The organism is Pseudoalteromonas sp. T1lg10 (assembly GCF_002964545.1).
Taxonomy (GTDB): domain Bacteria; phylum Pseudomonadota; class Gammaproteobacteria; order Enterobacterales; family Alteromonadaceae; genus Pseudoalteromonas.
On the sequence record NZ_PQBV01000018.1, the window covers coordinates 58,784 to 79,762 of the forward strand.

Annotated in this window: 16 protein-coding genes; 14 read left to right on the forward strand and 2 right to left on the reverse strand. The window is 50.5% G+C overall.

Going from position 1 to position 20,979, the window contains the following annotated elements; all coding sequences use genetic code 11:
- Positions 1 to 45 precede the first annotated feature (45 nt).
- Entirely contained in the window at positions 46 to 2,871 is a 2,826-nt protein-coding gene (gene uvrA / locus C2M17_RS06445) for an excinuclease ABC subunit UvrA (protein ID WP_105200026.1), read from the reverse strand.
- A 208-nt stretch (positions 2,872 to 3,079) separates the two neighbouring features.
- Between uvrA and C2M17_RS06450 the strand changes: the two genes are divergently transcribed.
- The 6 genes from C2M17_RS06450 (at position 3,080) to C2M17_RS06475 (ending at position 9,200) form a co-directional block, all read left to right on the forward strand.
- Positions 3,080 to 4,447 carry an MFS transporter gene (locus C2M17_RS06450; protein WP_105200027.1) on the forward strand — a complete coding sequence of 456 codons (1,368 nt, stop codon included), beginning with the start codon at positions 3,080 to 3,082 and terminating at the stop codon, positions 4,445 to 4,447.
- 19 nt (positions 4,448 to 4,466) lie between these two features.
- Complete coding sequence (ssb, locus tag C2M17_RS06455) at positions 4,467 to 5,150, forward strand: single-stranded DNA-binding protein (RefSeq protein WP_105200028.1); 684 nt, start codon at positions 4,467 to 4,469, stop codon at positions 5,148 to 5,150.
- A 116-nt stretch (positions 5,151 to 5,266) separates the two neighbouring features.
- Positions 5,267 to 5,500, forward strand: a complete 234-nt coding sequence (locus C2M17_RS06460; RefSeq protein ID WP_267894412.1) for a hypothetical protein — start codon at positions 5,267 to 5,269, stop codon at positions 5,498 to 5,500.
- Between the two features lie 154 nt (positions 5,501 to 5,654).
- Complete coding sequence (locus C2M17_RS06465) at positions 5,655 to 6,749, forward strand: trypsin-like peptidase domain-containing protein (protein WP_105200030.1); 1,095 nt, start codon at positions 5,655 to 5,657, stop codon at positions 6,747 to 6,749.
- Positions 6,743 to 7,207 carry a S1 family peptidase gene (locus tag C2M17_RS06470; RefSeq protein WP_158683991.1) on the forward strand — a complete coding sequence of 155 codons (465 nt, stop codon included), beginning with the start codon at positions 6,743 to 6,745 and terminating at the stop codon, positions 7,205 to 7,207. Before C2M17_RS06465 ends, C2M17_RS06470 begins: the two co-directional genes overlap by 7 nt.
- Before the next feature lie 409 nt (positions 7,208 to 7,616).
- Complete coding sequence (locus tag C2M17_RS06475) at positions 7,617 to 9,200, forward strand: EAL domain-containing protein (protein WP_105200032.1); 1,584 nt, start codon at positions 7,617 to 7,619, stop codon at positions 9,198 to 9,200.
- Here the strand turns inward: C2M17_RS06475 and C2M17_RS06480 are convergent.
- On the reverse strand, positions 9,184 to 10,092 hold the full coding sequence (locus C2M17_RS06480) for a 1-aminocyclopropane-1-carboxylate deaminase/D-cysteine desulfhydrase (protein ID WP_105200033.1): 909 nt from the start codon (positions 10,090 to 10,092) through the stop codon (positions 9,184 to 9,186). The two genes, C2M17_RS06475 and C2M17_RS06480, sit on opposite strands and share 17 nt — an antisense overlap.
- A gap of 377 nt (positions 10,093 to 10,469) precedes the next feature.
- Between C2M17_RS06480 and C2M17_RS06490 the strand changes: the two genes are divergently transcribed.
- Genes C2M17_RS06490 through tldD form a run of 8 tightly spaced genes read left to right on the forward strand, consistent with a single transcriptional unit; the run spans position 10,470 to position 20,975 of the window.
- Complete coding sequence (locus C2M17_RS06490; RefSeq protein WP_105200035.1) at positions 10,470 to 11,513, forward strand: rod shape-determining protein; 1,044 nt, start codon at positions 10,470 to 10,472, stop codon at positions 11,511 to 11,513.
- Positions 11,513 to 12,361 carry a rod shape-determining protein MreC gene (mreC, locus tag C2M17_RS06495; protein WP_105200036.1) on the forward strand — a complete coding sequence of 283 codons (849 nt, stop codon included), beginning with the start codon at positions 11,513 to 11,515 and terminating at the stop codon, positions 12,359 to 12,361. Before C2M17_RS06490 ends, mreC begins: the two co-directional genes overlap by 1 nt.
- The gene (gene mreD / locus C2M17_RS06500; RefSeq protein WP_105200037.1) at positions 12,354 to 12,830 is read left to right on the forward strand and encodes a rod shape-determining protein MreD; all 477 of its coding nucleotides are present in this window, start codon (positions 12,354 to 12,356) and stop codon (positions 12,828 to 12,830) included. Before mreC ends, mreD begins: the two co-directional genes overlap by 8 nt.
- Positions 12,831 to 12,832: 2 nt before the next feature.
- A complete protein-coding gene (locus C2M17_RS06505; RefSeq protein WP_199774427.1) occupies positions 12,833 to 13,390 on the forward strand; it encodes a Maf family protein in 558 nt (185 codons plus the stop codon).
- 1 nt (position 13,391) lies between these two features.
- Positions 13,392 to 14,864, forward strand: a complete 1,473-nt coding sequence (gene rng, locus C2M17_RS06510; protein WP_105200039.1) for a ribonuclease G — start codon at positions 13,392 to 13,394, stop codon at positions 14,862 to 14,864.
- On the forward strand, positions 14,864 to 18,712 hold the full coding sequence (locus C2M17_RS06515) for a YhdP family protein (protein WP_105200040.1): 3,849 nt from the start codon (positions 14,864 to 14,866) through the stop codon (positions 18,710 to 18,712). The genes rng and C2M17_RS06515 overlap by 1 nt, the downstream gene beginning before the upstream one ends.
- Positions 18,712 to 19,539: a carbon-nitrogen hydrolase family protein gene (locus tag C2M17_RS06520; protein WP_442792600.1), complete on the forward strand. Its 828-nt coding sequence runs from the start codon at positions 18,712 to 18,714 to the stop codon at positions 19,537 to 19,539. The genes C2M17_RS06515 and C2M17_RS06520 overlap by 1 nt, the downstream gene beginning before the upstream one ends.
- Positions 19,536 to 20,975 (forward strand): metalloprotease TldD, encoded by a 1,440-nt coding sequence (gene tldD, locus C2M17_RS06525; protein ID WP_105200042.1) that lies wholly within the window; start codon positions 19,536 to 19,538, stop codon positions 20,973 to 20,975. Before C2M17_RS06520 ends, tldD begins: the two co-directional genes overlap by 4 nt.
- Positions 20,976 to 20,979: the final 4 nt, after the last annotated feature.

Sequence of the window (20,979 nt, forward strand, 5' to 3'; positions counted from 1 at the left end):
GCCTGAATATTTTCTTTATTTATTCAGACTTTACCCCCTAATTGCTTATTTTGCCAACAATGGCTTGAGATAGTGCCCGGTATGGGAGCGCTCATGCGCAGCTACTTCTTCCGGGGTACCGGCGACGAGAATTTCACCGCCACCGCTGCCGCCTTCCGGCCCCAAATCAACAATCCAGTCGGCGGTTTTGATCACATCCAGGTTATGCTCAATCACCACTATGGTATTGCCGTGGTCGCGCAGGCGGTGCAATACCGTCAGCAGTTGCTGAATATCATGGAAGTGCAGGCCGGTAGTGGGCTCATCCAAGATATACAGGGTTTTACCCGTGTCGCGCTTGGACAGCTCTCGGGCCAGTTTCACACGCTGCGCCTCACCGCCGGATAAGGTGGTTGCCGCCTGTCCCAGACGAATATAGGACAGGCCTACATCCATCAGAGTTTGCAGCTTACGATTGATAGCAGGAATGGCATCGAAAAATTCGCGCGCGTCTTCCACCGTCATTTCCAGCACCTGATGGATGTTTTTACCCTTGTAGAGCACCTCTAATGTTTCGCGGTTATAGCGTTTGCCCTGACACACATCGCAAGGCACATACACATCCGGCAGGAAGTGCATTTCCACCTTGATCACGCCATCGCCCTGACAGGCCTCACAGCGTCCACCCTTAACGTTAAAGCTAAAGCGACCCACCTTGTAGCCACGCGAGCGTGACTCTTGAGTACCGGCAAAAAGTTCACGTATGGCGGTGAAAATACCCGTATAGGTGGCCGGGTTTGAGCGTGGCGTACGGCCGATAGGGCTTTGGTCGATATCGATAACTTTATCGAAATGATCCAGGCCGGTAATTTCTTTATGCGGCGCCGGCTCAACCGCTGTGGCGCCGTTGAGTACAGTGTGTGCCACCTTAAACAAGGTGTCGTTAACCAGGGTCGACTTACCCGAGCCGGAGACACCGGTAATACAGGTCATTAAACCGAATGGGATGCGCAAGTCGACATTCTTGAGGTTATTGCCGGTAGCGCCAAACAGCTCTAGCCATTTCTCGTTAGTCGGGTGGCGCTCCTTGGGCACGGCGATTTCTTTGACGCCGCTGAGGTATTGGCCCGTCAATGAGTCCGGATTGTTCATGATGTCGTCGCGCGAGCCTTCGGCCACCACGTGGCCACCATGAACTCCGGCGCCCGGACCGATATCGATAATGTAGTCAGCGGCGCGAATGGCGTCTTCATCGTGCTCCACCACCAAGACGGTATTGCCGAGGTCGCGCAGGCGCGTCAGGGTTTGCAGCAGGCGGTCGTTATCGCGCTGGTGCAAGCCGATAGAAGGCTCGTCCAACACATACATAACCCCTACCAGGCCGGCACCTATCTGGCTGGCCAAACGAATGCGCTGGGCTTCGCCCCCGGAGAGGGTATCGGCACTGCGCTCCAGGGATAAATAATTTAGGCCGACATTGACTAAGAAGGATAAGCGGTCGCGAATTTCTTTAAGGATCTTATCGGCAATCTGTGCTTTTTGGCCGCTGAATTCCAGGCTGTCGAAATAGTCGAAGGCCTGGCCTATGCTCATCAGGGTCACCTTAGGCAGGTTAGTCTCGTCGATAAAGACGTTACGTGCTTCCTGACGTAAGCGTGAGCCGCTACAACTGGGGCAAGCCTGTGAGGTTTGATACTTGGCCAGCTCCTCACGCACCGAATTGGACTCGGTCTCATGGTAGCGGCGCTGCATATTATTGAGCACGCCCTCGAATTCATGATTGCGGGTGATTAGATCGCCGCGGTCGTTACGATAATGGAAGGCGACCTTGTCCTTGCCAGAACCCTCCAGTACCACCTTTTTGGCCTCATCACTTAAATTTTGGAAGGGCGTATCCAAATCAAATTGATAATGCTCGGCCACAGATTGCAGCATTTGGAAATAGTAGAAGCTGCGCTTGTCCCAGCCCTTAATGGCACCACCGGCGAGGCTTAGCTCGGGGTTATGAACCACGCGGAGGGGGTCGAAATACTGGCGTACACCCAGGCCATCACAGGTTTGACAGGCACCGGCCGGGTTATTGAAGGAAAATAATCTTGGCTCAAGTTCGCTCATGGCATAGCCACAGCTTGGGCAGGCAAAGTTGGCGGAGAACACCAGCTCTTCTTCGAGGGAATCATCCATGGCGGCCACCTGAGCAACGCCACCGGAGAGCTCCAGCGCGGTTTCGAAGGACTCGGCTAAACGTTGTTGCTGCCCTTCTTTCACCTTTAAGCGGTCAACCACCACTTCTATGGTGTGCTTTTTATGTAGCTCTAACGGCGGAGGATCGGATAGGTCACAGACTTCACCATCGATGCGAGCGCGGATATAGCCTTGTGCCGCCAGTTGCTCGAGCAGCTTAACATGCTCACCCTTACGGTTTTTTACCACGGGTGCCAACAACATCAATTTGCTGCCCTCGGGCAGGGCTAGGACGTGATCCACCATCTGGCTGATGGTTTGCGCCGCCAACGGCAGGTGATGGGTTGGACAGCGTGGCTCGCCGACACGGGCAAACAGCAAACGCAGGTAATCGTATATCTCGGTGATGGTGCCCACGGTTGAACGTGGGTTATGGGAAGTCGACTTCTGCTCGATGGAAATAGCTGGCGACAGGCCTTCAATATGATCTACATCGGGCTTTTCCATCAGCGATAAAAACTGGCGCGCGTAGGCCGATAAGGATTCCACATAACGCCTTTGCCCTTCGGCATACAGGGTGTCGAAGGCGAGGGACGATTTGCCCGAGCCCGATAATCCGGTAATGACGATCAACTTATCCCGAGGTATGGTTAGATTGATGTTTTTAAGGTTATGGGTGCGCGCACCGCGAACTTCGATATTATCCATTCTTCGCCTGTTTCCCGAGCTGCTTATTAACCTGTAAGTATCGCATAGTTTGCCATTACTTAGCGATGCTTTCTTGCCCTTAAACCGAGCCGATGGCTTGCATCTTGGCAAGGGCTAAATTCGCGGCTAGGCATGTCCCAATGGCAGGCGATTATGCTATCATCGCCGGCCAAGATAGAATTTGTTATCAGCCGATTAGTAATCCGTCATGTCTGCATCCCAGTTAAACAGTGTTGAAAAGCGCGCCGCGCTGTCGTTGGCGAGCGTGTTTGCCTTTCGTATGCTTGGCCTCTTTATGTTGATGCCGGTGCTGGCCATTTATGGTCAGGATCTCAGTGGTTTTTCGCCCTTATGGATCGGACTTGCCATTGGTGCCTACGGTTTGACTCAGGCGCTGCTGCAAATCCCCATGGGCTGGCTATCTGACCGTTTCGGTCGTAAACGTATTATTATCGCCGGATTAATCGTCTTTACCCTGGGCTCTGTGATAGCTGCTTTGGCCGAGTCCATGTATATGCTGACGCTAGGTCGAGCACTACAGGGCATGGGCGCCATTGCCAGTGCCTTGTTGGCCTTGGCTGCGGATCTAAGCCGCGACGAGCAGCGTCCCAAGGTGATGGCGGTAATCGGCATGAGTATCGGCATGAGCTTTGCGATTGCCATGTTGCTTGGCCCCATGGTGGCGGCCAGCTTTGGCGTCTCAGGTATCTTTTGGTTAACGGCAGCACTGGCGCTGGTGGGAATGGCCATAGTTGTATGGCTGGTACCCAGTGCGGTTAATCGGGCTCCCAAGGGGGAAACCACTGTGACCCTGCGGGATGTGGGTAAACTGGTGCGCCACCCGGATCTGGCGCGTTTGGATTTGGGGGTGCTGTTTTTGCACCTGAGCCTGACCACCATTTTTGTTTCCTTGCCACCTCAGCTTATTAACGACGGTTTACCCGCGGCCCAGCATTGGCAATTGTATATTCCGGTATTTATTTTATCTTTTGTGCTTATGGTGCCTATGATGATAGTGGCTGTGGCTAAGCAAAAGGAAAAACCCCTGTTTTTGGTGGCTATAATTATGCTGGTTGTCAGCATGCTGGGCTTGGTTTTCGGAGTCAACTCTGTCTACATGATAGCCTTGTGTATGATGTTGTATTTTGTCGCATTTAACTTTTTAGAGGCGACCATGCCGGCCCTGGTATCTCGACTGTCGCCAGCCAATCAGAAGGGCTCGGCCATGGGCGTGTTCTCATCATCCCAGTTTATCGGTGCCTTTTTGGGCGGTATTCTTGGCGGATTTGTGGCTCAGCGCGGCACCCCTGAGATGGTGTTTGCGGCTGCCGCCTTGGTTGGGTTAATATGGTTTGTCATTGCTGTAAAAATGCGAGTACCGCCGCGCAGTAAAATTATCAGTTTGCTAAGTGCAGTAGGCAGCGAACATGATGCAGAACAATTAGCGGCGCAATTGGTAGAGCTGCCGGGAGTGCTTGAAGCCACGGTGGTATGTGATGAAAACCGTAGCTACCTCAAGGTAGACGAGAAGAAATTTGATTTACAGGCGGCGCAACAGCTAGTCGCCTCAGCGTAAAAAGTAGGAGCATATATCCATGGCGCGCGGTATTAATAAAGTGATTTTAGTGGGCAACCTGGGTCAAGACCCTGAAGTTCGCTACATGCCTAACGGCAATGGCGTTGCTAACATTAGCATCGCGACCAGCGACAGCTGGAAGGATAAAAACACGGGTCAGATGCAAGAGCGTACCGAGTGGCACCGCGTGGTGTTGTTCGGCAAGCTGGCCGAGGTAGCCGGTGAGTATCTACGTAAAGGCTCGCAGGTTTATATCGAAGGTAAATTGCAAACCCGTAAATGGACAGATCAAAGCGGTCAGGAAAAGTACACCACGGAAATCGTGGTTGACGGTTTCGACGGTAAAATGCAGATGCTCGGCGGTCGCGGTGAAAACCCAGGCGGCGCTCAAGGCGGTTACCAAGGTGGCCAGCAGCAGGGCGGCTTCGGTGGCGGCCAGGCGCAGAGCCAACAAGGCGGTCAGCAAAGTGGTGGCTATGGTCAATCACAGCAGCAGGGTTATGCACCGCAGGGTAACCAAGGCATGCAGCAAGCTGCTCCACAACAAGGTGGCCAGCAAGGTGGCCAACAAGGCGGTGGTTATGGCAACCAGCAGGGCGGCCAACAGGGCGGTTTCGCTCCCAAGCCACAAAATGCCCCTCAAGGCGGCGCTGCTAACCCAATGGAACCGCCAATCGACTTCGATGACGATATTCCGTTCTAAGGAATACATAACTAATAACTGTTGATTAAAAATATTAAAGGTCTGCTTTGCAGGCCTTTTTTATGCTCTGTAAAAAATTTTTTAAAAACTAAGTACGTTAACTCCCTTAATTAACAATCCACAAATCACAAGGTTCTCAATGGCCTAATTGCTTTGTCATGTTACCCAATGAAGCAGAAAAAATGATAGATAAATCGTTGCTTTATACCGCATCAATTCGTCCAAGTGAAAGGCTGGTGCTGATGGGCGATGAAAAGGTAATTGAAACGGCTATTGAAGTTGGTTCAAAGGCATTAAGCAGAGCGACATTTTTGACTGAGAGAATAGGTTCAGCCAGAAGCCTGTGCTAATTCACGTATTGTCCGTTATTTTGAAAAGCAGGCACTGTAACAGGATTGTATTTGCTCGATTTCAGACCTACGTGAACAATGACATAATATTTTTAATTGGTTATATTTATCTCAATAAAAATATAAGACAAAAAAGATTATAAAGGGAACTGGTATGAAAAAGATTTTACCATTAGCCATAGGGATCAGCATTCTATTAACAGGTTGTAACTCCACACCAAATTATCGAAAAGTTTCTGAATCCGAAATTACAAACCACCAGAGCCAGATCACAGATTTCCAAGCTGGAAATTATTACCCGCAATGGATTCAGCCTTCAAATAAATCTGAAAAATGCGAAATGCTTATGGAAGGCTATACCGAGCAACCCCATCAAGGCACAGTAGAATGGGATGGGAAGTGTAAAGACGGCAAAGCCGAGGGACTTGGTAAAATTAATGTTACAAATGGTAGTGTTAGAGGTTTTGAGATTACTTACCATAACAAAGGAATTACTGATCAACTCTATTACCTATGGGTTGAAGGAACAAATAATGTCGAGTTTGGCACGTATATTCGTGAAAATGACAAAATGACTAAAAAATTACAAAACCATGCGTCATTAAAACCAAATGGAGATATTGATTTCATATATTCTCAAGGGGAGCAAAGTCTTACAACAGGAATATTCACTGGAGTTGCAAGAAAGAACTATGCTGATGGTTTTGCTAAGCTATCAGGACAATTCGGCAATTTGCGTTTCTTTGGAGCCAGAGAGTCATTTGATAAAAGTAACCAGCCGACTTATACAATTTGGGGCTTCTATGATATGAACGCAGATAAGCCTGACAAGTATATTGTAGTGAAAAATAAACATGGGGTATTTCATCAGAAATGGCAATTTGGTACTCAGAAAGAAAATGTAACCTTACCGGAAAGTTATACAGATGAAACTTTAAAAGTATCAATTCAAGCCTCTACATTGGCAAATAGAGCTAATAGTTCAGGAAAGCTTGCACTAGCTATGAAGCAAAGGTATGACTCTCAGAATATTAATTCCTCACCTGTAACAACAAAGCCTGAAAACAAAAAGCCAGAGTCGTCTAAAGGTATTTCTACAGGCACTGGTTTCTTTATTTCTAATGATGGTTTCGTACTTACCAATAGCCATGTTATTGAAGGCTCAACAAGCATTTCAATTATTCTCAATGGTAAATCTGTATCGGCTACTCTAGTTGATCATGACCCTAGCAATGAATCGCTTTGCTGAAAGTAGATGAGGCGGTTGAAGGTTTGCCTATTGAGCTTAAGAAGAAAACGAAGCAAGGGACTGAAATTGCTGTATTAGGCTATCCAAATATAGGCTTACAAGGTAACGAGCAAAAAGCGACATTCGGCTATATTAATGCTAATTCAGGTATCCAAGGCGATACACGTTATTTTCAAATCAGTTCGCCTATCCAGCCCGGAAACTCTGGTAGCCCAATGGTAAATGATCAAGGCGTAGTCATTGGGATTGCTTCAGCATCGTTAAATCAATCAGCAGCTATTAAAGCTACGGGAACATTGGCTCAAAATGTAAATTATGCCGTTAAAATAGCTTATTCACTCCCAATGTTGATAAATCATGGTGTTGACTATATTGAACCAGCCAAGCAAAAAGCCTTGGAAAAAACAGAGCTGATAGAGAGTATTTCAAATAGCGTTGTTCTTGTTGTGGCAGAGTGATGTAGGTTAGTTATGTAATGGTATTACCCCCTGAATTAATTAAGTTAATTGATCGTAAAGCATCGGTAGAGTGTGGGCATAATAATTTACTTCACTCTTCTGTTTATATTAGTCAATTAAATGCGCACATAAACGGCACATTTGAGTTAGCAAAGCATGAAATCGAATCCAAAGTGGATTTCTTAGCTGGTTGCATGACTATAACACTATGAGGTAAATAAGCTTGCTTAACTGAGCTTATTGAAATCTAGATAGTTTCTTCTGAAGGCCCCGTAATACGGGGCTTTTTTATGGGCTCACACTTGAGCTTCCCCAGCACATGGACAACACTTTAGTCATGAGTAAAGATGACTAATAGACCTTGGATTTGTCCATTTTCACTAAGTATCAAAAGCTTGGCTTAACTTGCATGCTTGGCGCGCTGATGATGGTGCTGATCAACGCCATTTTGGTGTGGGGCTTGATGCAGGAGCGGCAATCGCAAATACAACAACTGGAAACGCGGCTTGAGCAATTGGGCAGTGTTAACGAGCAGGTGCTCTCCACGGCTCTGGCGCCTTATGGTTTATCAAGTAAGGCGCAAACGGGGAGTTTTGTGATGCCGGTACAATTTAATCTGGCCCTGAGCTCAGGGGCGCTCACTGTTTATAGTCAGCCCTTGTGGCAGCAGCATAGCCATTGGTTTATTGCCATTAATGTTTTGTTGCTTATTTTTTTATGGCGCACGGTACAGTGGCTGCGCAGGACCGAATGGCGTGCGGCGCGGGCATTCAGCTGCTACGGAGGGCAGAAAAAAGAGGACGAAGACCAGGATACCCATCCGGTCAGTGCCAATATGCTGGGGGTCAACCAGCTTTATCAAAGTGTTTTTGCTATTGTTTATTGCCAGCGCTTAAGCTCGGTAGCATCCGGGGTCGTGAGCTTATTCGAGACCCTGTTGCAGGAGCAGTTACAGCATCAACAAAGGGTATCGGTTAAAATTCTTAATTCCGGCTGCTTCGCCATTACGGTTAAAGAAGTGGCCTATAAACAGCTGGAAACTCATTTGCAAAGCTTTAGTGCCATGGCGCTTAAGTGTTGCCGTAGCCTATTGCCTGATTTGCGTCGCGATGAGGTTAAAGTCGGCCTTTGTAACTATCGCAGTGGTGCCGATCAGGCGGTGGTCTATCAGCTATGCCAATCGGCATTGGCATTGGCGTGTCAAAGTGAGCATAAGCATTGCTACCGCATTCCCTTTAGTCATAATCACTCCATGCTGCTGGCCGCCAAGTCCTGCTCTTTGGTTGATGCCATTAATAACGAGCAGTTTGTATGTTTCTTCCAGCCTGTATTCGACTTATATAATGAGGAGATTATGCATCACGAAACCCTGCTGCGAATTCGCCATCCACAGCTAGGGCTGATTTCTCCTGAATATTTACTAAGTCACAGCACGCCTGAAAGTGCTGCGCGCAGCGTTGATATTGCCGTACTGAAGCGTCTTGAAACCATGCTTAAGAGCGAGCAGCTGCAGGCCGATATCAGTTTAAATATTCACCCCAGCTCCTGGCTTGATGATGATGTATGGCGGCGGTTAGGGGAGTTTTTAGAAGCCCACCCCAGGGTGTGCCTGGAGTGTCCGGCAGCGATGCTGGCCAAGCAACCCAGGCTGATAGCAAAGCGCTTAAAAAGCACAACAGCGTGCCAGCGCGGTATCATTGTCGACCAGCTAAGCAAGTGGCCCACCGACGCCATAAACACCCTTAATGTACCGATTAAGGCCGTTAAATTAGCCAGTGAATTGATCAGCCATGTGGATACGGACAGGCATATTCAGCGTCGGGTTTTATCTTATGTCGCCAATGCACAGCGCTTGGGGATAGTGGTTTTTGCGGTCGGCATTGAGCGCCATCAACAGGCCGAAGTGCTAAAACAACTGGGTGTGCAAGGAGCGCAAGGCTTTTACTTCACCGGCACCATTAACCAACTCAGTGCCTTTAACTTGCCCCAATAAGGCCGCGATACCTAAGGCCTTCCTTACCCTGTAGGCCACCGGTATGGATGGCAATGATATGGCTGCCGCCGGGAAAATAACCCTGTTCGATCAGTTGCCAGAGGGCATAGATCATTTTGCCGCTGTAGATGGGCTCCAGTGGGACCTTGTGAGTGTGTTCGAACCATTGGCAAAAGCGCCATAGTTCGGGGCTAAAGCGACCATAGCCGCCGTCATGATGGTCACAAAGCAGACGCCATTCGCAGTTGGGCTGTGGCTGAAGCCGTGTGATTTCTAGTTTTAGGTATTCGGCATTTTTCAATACAGCTATGCCCAACACCTGGGTTTGTGTATGCCCGGATAGCAGTCCCGCCAGGGTGCCGCCACTGCCGGTGGCACACGCTAAGAACTGATGTTCCGGCAGGCTGTGGGCCAGTTCTTCGACTCCCCTTAAGGCGGCGGTATTGGTGCCACCTTCGGGAAGGATAAAAGCCTTGGTAAAGCGCTGCTGTAATTGCTCTAGGTACTCCGGGCTATTGCGCTGGCGATACTCGATACGGGTAACCGGATGCAACTGCATACCGCAGGCCTTGGCAAAACGCAGCGTCGGATTATGCTCATCCAGCTGCGGGCCGCGCACTATAGCGCGCGTTGGAATGCGGAATATTTTGCCGGCGGCGGCACTGGCATACAGGTGGTTGGAAAAGGCGCCACCAAAGGTCAGCAGCTCGGATTTACCGGATTGGGCAAAGGCGACCAGGTTGTACTTTAACTTGCGCCATTTGTTGCCATGGATAATGGGATGCAGCAAATCGTCACGTTTAATACTCAAGCGCACACAGTGTTTGGTTAGCAGCGCATCCTGGATTTGCTGCAGGGGAGATTCGGGGATTGTATTTTCGACCAGATTCATGGTTAACCGTGTTTATTTGCTGTGAGTATGTGCACTGATGGCGCTGCGTTATTATCCGTTGCGATTAGGATAAAAGCCAGCTTCAAGCTGGAATCCAGTACTTTTACCCACCGAGTCAGCGACTGTTAAGCGCAGAGGTGGACAATGAGCGCCAGCGGTGGCGAGATGAGGGGTTATACTAGGCTTGCCGCGGGTAAGTTTTTAAATGTACTACTTTATGCGTATGTCGACAGATGTCATCAAAGTTTTGCATTTACGGTGCTCAATGTGCTGTTTTTTAGAGACCAATGCAAGCTTTATGTTGCCGCGACGCAGTTGCATTGGTAAAGTGTCCCAAGCTTTCAGATAATAAGAATTTTCAAAGGTCAACCAGTCCCATGTTCAAGAAACTCCGTGGTCTTTTCTCCAACGATCTATCGATCGATTTGGGGACAGCGAATACCCTGATTTACGTTAAAGAAGAAGGTATCGTCCTTAACGAGCCTTCAGTAGTAGCCATTCGTCAAGAGCGTGCTGGTGGACCTAAAAGTGTGGCTTCGGTAGGGACGGAAGCCAAGCAAATGCTGGGTCGTACCCCAGGCAACATTAAAGCCATTCGCCCTATGAAAGACGGTGTTATTGCCGATTTTTATGTTACCGAAAAAATGCTGCAGCACTTTATTAAGCAAGTGCACAACAACAATTTCTTGCGCCCAAGCCCACGCGTTCTAATTTGTGTGCCTTGTGGTGCCACTCAGGTTGAAAAGCGCGCCATTCGCGAGTCGGCCATGGGTGCTGGTGCTCGTGAGGTGTATCTTATCGAAGAGCCGATGGCGGCAGCCATTGGTGCCGGTCTGCCGGTATCTGAAGCAACGGGTTCCATGGTGGTCGATATCGGTGGTGGTACCACAGAAGTGGCCATTATCTCACTGAACGGTGTGGTGTATTCTTCATCGGTGCGTATCGGTGGTGATAAGTTTGATGAAGCCATTATCAACTACGTACGTCGTAACTTCGGTAGCCTGATCGGTGAAGCCACGGCGGAGCAGATCAAGCACGAGATAGGTTCGGCATTTAAGACCGACGAAGTAAGAGAAATGGAAGTACGTGGCCGTAACTTGGCCGAAGGTGTACCGCGTTCATTTACTCTGAACTCACACGAGATCCTCGAAGCCTTGCAAGAGCCATTGATGGGCATAGTAAGTGCGGTAATGGTGGCACTGGAGCAATCGCCGCCAGAGTTGGCATCGGATATTTCTGCTCACGGCATGGTATTGACCGGCGGTGGCGCACTACTGAAAGACCTGGATCGCTTACTAATGGAAGAAACCGGTATTCCGGTTGTGGTAGCCGACGACCCACTTACTTGTGTTGCGCGTGGGGGCGGTAAGGCCCTGGAAATGATCGACATGCATGGTGGTGACGTATTTAGCTACGACTAATGAATTTATTATTTGGTCGCACTATTTCAATGCAACTGCGATTAACCATCGCAGTTGTGCTTAGTGTTATTCTTATTCTTGGTGATCGCTACACCAGTGGCGGCACAGCAGTACGTACCTCGCTTAATACCCTGGTCAGCCCCTTGTTATACCTGGCCAATCTTCCCTATGAGCTGCTTTCGACCAGCGCTAAAAACCTGACCTCTCGTGAACAACTGCTAAAAGAAAACGAAGCCCTGAAAAACAAGCAATTGTTGCAAAGTGAACAGCTGCAGCAATATGCCTTTTTGGTGCAGGAAAACGAAAAGCTGCGTGCTTTATTAGGCTCAAACCCGAGGCAGCAGCAAGGTAAGCTGGTGGCCCAGGTTTTATCCGTGCACTCGAATCCTTACAGTCACCAGGTGGTGATCAATAAAGGAACTTCGGATGGCCTGCGTGAAGGCTTGGCGGTAATAGATGAGTTGGGTGTGGTCGGCCAGGTGATCCAGGTCGGCGCCAGTACCAGTCGCGTCTTGTTGCTTACAGATACCACTCATGCCACGCCGGTGCGGGTGCTGCGCAACAATGTGCGTACAGTGGTTGAAGGCATGGGTAAGATCTCCAGTGTTAAACTTTCTCATGTGCCTCATAGCTTGGATATTCGTATCGGTGATGTGTTATTAAGCTCTGGGCTTGGCGAGCGTTTTCCCGAAGGTTATCCGGTTGCCGTGGTCACCCATATCAATCGTGATGAGGGTCGCCCCTTTGCGCAAATCTACGCGCAGCCGGTGGCGCAGCTCGATCGTATTCGACTATTGCTGGTGTTAACCGATTCACCCCAGATGCAAGAGGTAAAGATCGATGAGTAAGCAATATGGGCTCATTATCTTAAGCGTCTTTTTCTCCTTGGTAATGGCGCTAATGCCCTTACCGATTTCCATGGAAGCGTTTCGTCCCGACTGGGTGCTTTTGGTCTTAATGTATTGGTCATTAGCCTTGCCGCATCGCGTCAATATAGGCACCGCCTGGCTAACCGGCTTGATCATTGATTTGGCCACCGGCTCTCCGCTTGGAGTGCATTCGCTGACTTATGCGGTGACCATTTACATTACCGCCAGTAATTATCAAAAGCTGCGTAATTTTTCCATTTGGCAGCAAGGCTTATTAGTAGCCGTGTTCCTGGCCTTGCATCATCTGCTGCAGTTCTGGCTCCATCACTTTCTTTTGGATGTCTACTTTTCGCCGCAATACCTGTGGCCGGTGTTAACCGGTGCCATTTGTTGGCCCTGGTTGTTCCTGTTGCTGCGTAAATACCGCCGTCATTTTCGGATCCGTTAATCATGAAGCCAATTTATCTTGCTTCGCAGTCGCCCCGGCGCCGCGAGCTTTTAGCGCAACTGGGCGTTGAATTTGAACAGTTTTCCGTGGATGCGGACGAACGTCCCTTGGCCGGTGAAAGCGCTCTGGCGCTGGTGGAGCGTCTGGCTCGTCTTAAGGCGGAGACCGGCGTTGCCCTGGGCTATCATGACCGTCCTGTGCTTGGCAGTGACACAGTAGTGGTGTGCGACGAACAAATCATGGGTAAGCCCCATGATTTTGATGATTTTGCTGCCATGATGCGGCTGCTCAGTGGCCGCAGCCATGAGGTTTTGACCGCGGTGGCTTTGGCAGATACAGAGCATACAAGCAGTGTGGTGGTCAGCACTCAGGTCACTTTCAAGACCCTGAGCGAGGCGGAAATAGCCGCCTACTGGCACAGCGGTGAACCCTATGACAAGGCCGGAGGCTACGGCATTCAAGGGCGTGCGGGCGCTTTTGTCACCCACCTTAGCGGTAGCTATTTTGCGGTGATGGGGTTACCTTTGTATGAGACACAAAAATTACTAGCTGAATTTTAGCATGAGCTCAGAATTACTTATCAATGTGACTCCCAGTGAGAGTCGCGTCGCCTTAATAGAAAATGGCGTGCTGCAAGAGATCCAGGTTGAGCGCATCGGCAATCTCGGTATCGTCGGTAATATTTATCTCGGTAAGGTGAGTCGCGTATTGCCCGGTATGCAGGCTGCCTTCGTCGATATCGGCCTAGATAAAGCAGCATTTTTACACGCTTCCGACATAGTCAACAGCGCCTCCTTTGAAGACGGCCTCGACGAGCAGCCGGTGAAAAAGGTGCAGGATATTCGCGAGTTGGTACGTCAGGGCCAGCATATTATGGTGCAGGTGGTTAAAGATCCTATCGGCACCAAGGGTGCCCGATTAACCACGGACATCACCATTCCTTCACGTTATCTGGTGTTTATGCCGGACGCCACACACGTGGGCGTCAGCCAACGCATCGAAAGCGATGAGGAGCGCCAGCGTTTAAAAGACATAGTGGCTCAGTATAATGATGAAAACGGTGGCTTTATTGTGCGCACCGCCGCCGAAGGGGCGAGCGAGCACGAGCTTAAGCATGATGCCGAATTCCTTAAAAAGCGGTGGTTGAAAATAGTCGATAAGCGTAAAAAGACGCGTAAAGAAAGCATATTGCACGAAGACTTAAAGCTGGCGTTTCGTACCCTGCGTGATTACGTTGGCGAGGATATGGAGCGCATTCGTGTCGACTCCAAGCTGACTTATCAGGAGCTGGTGAGCTTTACCGAAGAGTTTGTGCCGCACCTTCATAAAGTGCTGGAATACTACCCAGGTGAGCGCCCCATTTTTGATCTTTTTGATGTCGAAAACGAGATTCAAAAGGCACTGCACCGCAAGGTAGAGCTGAAGTCCGGCGGATATCTTATTATCGATCAGACCGAGGCCATGACCACGGTGGATGTGAATACCGGCGCCTTTGTTGGTCATCGCAATCTAGAAGAAACGATCTTCAACACCAATATCGAAGCCACCAGTGCCATTGCGCGTCAGTTGCGACTGCGTAATCTGGGCGGCATCATAATTATCGACTTTATCGATATGATCTCCGATGAGCACAAAAGGCGGGTATTGCACTCTTTAGAGCAGGCGTTGTCTAAGGATAGAGCCAAGGCCAATATCAATGGCTTATCGGCACTGGGGCTGGTGGAAATGACCCGCAAACGCACCCGGGAAAGCCTGGAGCATATTCTCTGCGGTGTGTGTCCATCCTGTGCCGGTCGGGGCTCGTTGAAAACGGTGGAAACCGTCTGTTATGAAATCCTCCGTGAGATTGTGCGCGTCAACCGCGCCTATGATGCCGACAAATTTATGGTGTACGCCTCAGCGGCCGTCAGTGAAGCGCTGATAAACGATGAATATCACAATCTTGCCGAGCTAGAACTCTTTATTGGTAAACAAGTGATTATTCAAACCGAAAACCTGTATAGCCAAGAGCAGTTCGATGTGGTGATGATGTAGTGAACGCCAGGTCGGTTTGCTTTTTTTGCGTCACAAAAATTTGGCAACTCAGCGCCATAATTTTAGTGCTGTTGGCCGTGCTTGTGTCGCTGCTAAAATACAGCTTGCCTTATGCCAACGATTACCGTGTCGAGGTCGAGCAGTTTCTTGGCGAGCAGCTTAACGCCGATATCTCCATAGGTTCGCTTAGTGCCAGTTGGCAGGGCAATGGCCCGGCCCTGGTGGTTAACGAAGTGGGCTTTGCCGATAACGCCCAAGCCCCCATCAGCGTCAGCGTGGCGCAAACCCGCCTCCATATCAATTTGTGGCAATCCCTGCTGCACAGACAGTTACGCTCTAACTATTTTGTGCTTAATGGCTTTAAGGCCAAAATTGACGCTCGGCAACTGTTTGCCAATCAGCAAAGCAATAATAACTCACAGCAGCAAGCGCTGATCGAGAGCCTCTTCCTCGGCGCCTCAGGGCATTTTGCCATAGAGGAGAGCGAGCTTAATATCATCAGCCTGGATAATCGTAATCATAGAATCTTGTTAGAAAATTTGGTGTGGGAAAACCGCATCGACGGGCATTATGCCGAGGGGCAGGTAAGCCTGCCCGGCATTGAACAGAACTCTTTGGAAGCACGGCTTAAGCTATCCGGTGAAACCCTGGCCGGGGTGTATGGGGATCTTTATGTGCAGGCTCAAGGTCTGGATGTTTCCGGCTGGTTAAACGACTATCTGCACCCCGAACTTAAAGAGCTGCAGTCGGATTTAAACATTGAGTCTTGGTTGCATTTTGCCGGTGGGCGCCTGACCGATGTGCAGCTGTTAACCCATCCGAGCAAGTTATCCTGGCGTAATGGCGAGCAGGATGAATACCTTGAATTGCAGCAAGGCATGGTACGAATTCACCCGCAAGCCAAGGGCTGGCGAGTGCGTACATCCGGACTGCAGCTTAGCGACGAGCAGTTCCAATGGTCACCGCTGATTTTCGATGCCTTGTTTAGCGATGAGCAACAGGTCTGGGTGCAGGATTTGGATATCTCCATGGTCTCCACCTTTGCTCGTTTGGCCAAGGGCGAGGCCCTACAAGGCTTGCTTTCCATTCAGCCGCAAGGCTTTATCAATGAAGGTTATTTCCATTGGCAAAACGCCGATAAATGGCGCTTATGGTTTGCCGCCGAGCATCTCGGCTGGTCCGGCATTTATGGTATTCCTGGGGCGCAAGACCTCAGTGCCACAGCGCATATTACCAATGAAAAAGGCCTGCTAAGCGTACAGGGGAGTGATAATCACCTGCTTACCGGCGACACCTTTAGTCAGCCGCTGGCCTATCAACAACTGGTGGCGGAAATTGCCTTTTATAACCATGGCGATTATTGGTCGATTGAAAGCGATAATGTGCGCTTAAACAATGACGACCTGCAACTGGTGAGCGAATTTGCCTTGCACCTAGAGGCTCAGCCTAATCTTGACCTCTATGCTGAGATCAGCGGTGGCAGCGCCGCCAGCGCCGGGGCTTATTTTCCCGTGCCCTATATGCACAAAAATTTGATCGACTACCTCAATGGCGCCATTAAGGGCGGTGACATGCGCTTTGCTCAGGTGCTGATGCAGGGGCCGATTGCCGAGTTTCCCTACACAGAAAATCAGGGCCGCTTTGTTGTTAAGGCCGAGGTCGACAACGCCAAATTCGCCTTCGCCCCCCAGTGGCCAGCCCTTGACGAGATAGGAGTGAGCCTGAACTTTGATAATCAGCGCATGGATATCTACAGCCGGGAAGGGGAGTTATTAAATTTAAGCCTGGACAGCAGCGTGCATGTCTACCTGGAAGACTTGCTCAATGCGGATACCCTGTTTATCGATATTGACGAGCAGGTCGACGCCCCAGAATTACAGCCGTTTTTTGCCGATACGCCATTGGCTAAGCCACTGGCGACCGTATTTGATGTGATTCAGGCAAAGGGCAGTATTGCCGGACAGTTACAGCTGCAAATCGACCTTAAGGACGGTGGTGTGCTGGCAAAGGGCGATGTGGAATTTGCCGGCAACCCTGTGTATCTGGCTCAGCCCGGTTTAAACCTCGAAGACTTACGTGGTCGTTTGAGCTTTGCCAATGATCACATTGAGATTAAAGAGGCCAGTGCCACTTGGCAGGGCATGCCGCTCACCATCAGCCTGTTAGGGGCGCAGGAAGGTGACAGCTATAACACCAATATTGAGCTGAGCCTGGAGGCGGATAGTGCCAAGTTAGAGCAGCACCTAAATGGCTTGCTGGCGCCTCAGTTGCAAGGGAAAACGCCGCTGAATGCTCAGCTTCAACTGAAATTCGGTGCGCAAGGCTTTAATTATGAGGCCCATGTACAAAGCGATCTTATCGGCATCACCAGCAGCCTACCGGCACCCTATAACAAACAGGCACAAGAGGTATTACCCCTTAATGCGCTGATCCAAGGCGATGATATTTCTAACTTAATTATGGCTGAACTCGATGGTCAGCTGTATTTCAATGGCATCTTAGATAATGGCAGTGGGCAGATGAGCAGCGCTCACCTGATAGTCGGTGAGCAAAACCTTGGCCTGAATCAGCAGGGCTTTGATGTCACGGTAAACCTGCCCAAGGCGGATGTGTTGGCCTGGCAACCTGTTATCGACAATATTATCAATGTTTCGAGTCGCCCTGCGAACGGCAACTCGGTAATGCCCAAATTCAATAAGGTAGTTGGGCAGATAGGCCAGGCGCAGTTGGGCCCAGTGCCCTTCAACGAGCTGGAATTTACTCTGACTCCAACGCAAGGAGCCATGGATTTAAAGCTGAACGCCAAGGAATTAAGAGCGCGTGTTGATATCCCTACGGGGGAGCAGCAGCGCGATATTCATATTCAAGCCGATTACTTACGAGCCAATGTGCCTACAGAACAAAAGCCCCAGAACGAGCTGGAAAATGCATTGGCAGAGCAAGCGCTTGTGCTGCCTGAGGAAGACCTTAGCTGGCTAGCCCGTCTACCGGCGGTGCGCTTTGACTGCGACGACTGTCGCCTCAATCAATACCAGCTGGATAAGGTAAGCATGGCTTTTGAAGGGGATGGCCAGCAACTTAATATTAAAAATATCCTAGTCGATAAGGGCGAGCATACCTTACGTGCCGATGGTATCTGGCGAGACGGGCAAACGGCGCTGCAAGGAGAGTTTAACAGTGATGATATCGGCGAGCTGTTCGATGAATTCGATATTACTTCAACGCTCCAGGACTCTAACGCCAGCATGGATTTCGCCTTGCATTGGCGAGCAGCGCCCTATGATTTCGATATCGCCAGTTTGGGTGGCAATATCGAATGGCGTCTAGGGGAAGGACATTTAAGCGAGATCAGCGACGGCGGTGCCCGGGTATTTTCATTGCTGAGCTTGGACTCACTGGTGCGTAAACTGAAACTGGATTTTCGCGATGTTTTCGCCAAGGGCTTTTTCTATAACAGTATGGAAGGCAGCATGCAGCTGGCCAGCGGTATTGCCTACACCAAGGACACAAAAATGGATGGTGTGCCGGCGGATTTAACCATTCAAGGTTATGCGGATCTGAATAACCAGACTCTTAATTATGATTTGTCGGTGGCGCCGCAGGTAACTTCCAGCCTGCCCGTTATCGTGGCCTGGATGGTGAACCCGGTAACGGGCTTGGCGGCCTTGGCGCTGGACAAGGTGATCCACTCGGCGCGGGTGATCTCCGAGATTAAGTTTAAAATCAGTGGCCCCATGAGCGATCCTGAGGTGATTGAGCTTGACCGTAAGAGCCGTGAGGTGACCTTACCTCAGGCGGCGCAAAATGAACCGCCCCAAGAGGGCGATCTGGAGCCGCAACCACAGTGATTATTCATGCCTTGCAAGTGTGTGCTCAAAGCGACCCGGAAGTGAACTTTGCCGCGGTACAGGCCTTGATAGCCAAACTGCCGCCGCAGCGTCCCGCTCTGGTGTGCTTACCTGAGAGTTGGCTGTGCTTTGCCAAACAAAGCGAGCAGGTGCTGGCCGTTGCCGAGCAGCATCAAGCCTGGCGTCAACGTCTGGCACAGCTATGCCGGAAGGAAAATATTTGGCTGGCCGCCGGTACCTTGCCCGTGATGAGCGCCAGCGGTCGCTATTATGCCGCTTCCTTGCTTATCGACAACCAAGGCGTCGAGCGCGCCCAGTACAATAAAATTCACCTTTTCGATGTGACCGTTGCCGACAGCACGGGGAATTATCGCGAGTCCAAGCATACCCAGCCTGGCGAGCAAGTCGTCGTGGCCGACACGCCTTTTGCCCGGCTGGGACTCAGTGTGTGTTATGATATGCGCTTTAGTGAATTATATCGGGCGCAAGTGCAACAAGGCGCCGATGTGCTGCTTGTTCCCAGTGCCTTTACCGTGCCCACCGGGCGTGCCCACTGGCATACCCTGCTGCGGGCCCGCGCCATCGAAAGCCAGGCCTATGTGGTGGCCGCCGGTTTATATGGCCGTAATGGCACCGAGCTAAGCCATGATAATGGCCGCGAAACCTATGGTCACAGTGTGATAGTGTCGCCCTGGGGCGAGATCCTCGCCGAGCTAGATCATGGCCAAGGGTGGATAAGCGCCGCCCTCGACAGCAACGAATTAAATCAATGCCGTGAGCGCATGCCGATGGCCGCTCACCGCCAAGCGAGAAAAGTAATTTTATGAGCCAAGTAGAGCACAATCTCTTAACCCAGAGTCATATTGACCGTGATGATCTCGCCAAAGCCCTGGCCTATATTCACCAGCACAAGGTGGATTATGCCGACCTGTATTTCCAGTCCAGCTATAACGAGTCCTGGGTATTGGAAGATGGCCTGGTAAAAGAAGGCAGCTACAACATTGAGCGTGGTGTTGGCGTGCGCGCCATCAGCGGCGAGAAAACCGGCTTTTCCTATTCCGATGCTATCAATCTTGAGGCCATTAATAATGCCGCCATGGCCGCGCGCAGCATTGCCGATGCCGGTCAGGATGGCAAGGTACAAGTCTTTAGCGAGCAGGATGTAAAGCGCCAGTTTGAGCCCATGCAGCCCATTCAAAGCATGAAGGACGCGGACAAGGTGGCCCTGCTGCATGAAGTGGAAGACTATATCCGTCAATTGGCTCCAGAGGTTGAGCAGGTGGTCAGCTCCATGTCGGCGGTTTATGAAGAGGTTTTGATTGCCGCCAGTGATGGTACCTTTGCTACGGATATTCGCCCACTGGTGCGCTTGAATTGCTCCGTATTGCTGACCAAGGGCGACCGCCGTGAGCGCGGCGGTGCCGGCGGCGGTGGTCGCACAGATTTTCATTACTTTAAAGAGCTGGTCGAAGGTAAGCCACGCTGGATGCACTACGCCGAGGATGCGGTGCGCATGGCGCGAGTAAACCTTGAAGCCATAGATGCTCCGGCGGGCACCATGCCAGTGGTATTGGGCGCAGGTTGGCCGGGCGTGCTACTGCATGAAGCGGTAGGTCATGGCCTGGAAGGTGACTTCAACCGTAAAGGGGCATCGGCCTTTAGCGGTAAGATAGGTCAACAGGTGGCCTCCGAGCTTTGTACCGTTGTTGATGACGGCACCATGGCCGATCGTCGCGGTTCATTAAATATCGATGATGAAGGTACGCCTGCCGGTTATAACGTGCTGATTGAGAACGGTATCCTTAAGGGCTATATGCAGGATAAGCATAACGCCAAGCTGATGGGGGTGGCACCTACCGGCAATGGTCGTCGTGAGTCTTATGCTCACCTGCCTATGCCGCGTATGACCAACACCTATATGTTGGCCGGTGAACATTCACAGGCGGATATTATCTCCTCGGTCGATAAGGGCATTTATGCGCCTAACTTCGGCGGCGGTCAGGTAGACATTACCTCGGGTAAGTTTGTGTTCTCGGCTTCCGAAGCCTATTTGATCGAAAACGGTAAGATCACCACGCCGATTAAGGGCGCGACCCTGATAGGTAACGGCCCGGAGGTAATGAAGCAAATCTCCATGGTCGGCAACGACCTTGAGCTGGATAAGGGCGTGGGCGTGTGTGGTAAGGACGGTCAAAGTGTACCGGTTGGCGTGGGTCAGCCGTCGCTGAAAATTGATCAGCTTACCGTGGGCGGTACCGCCTAAGGTA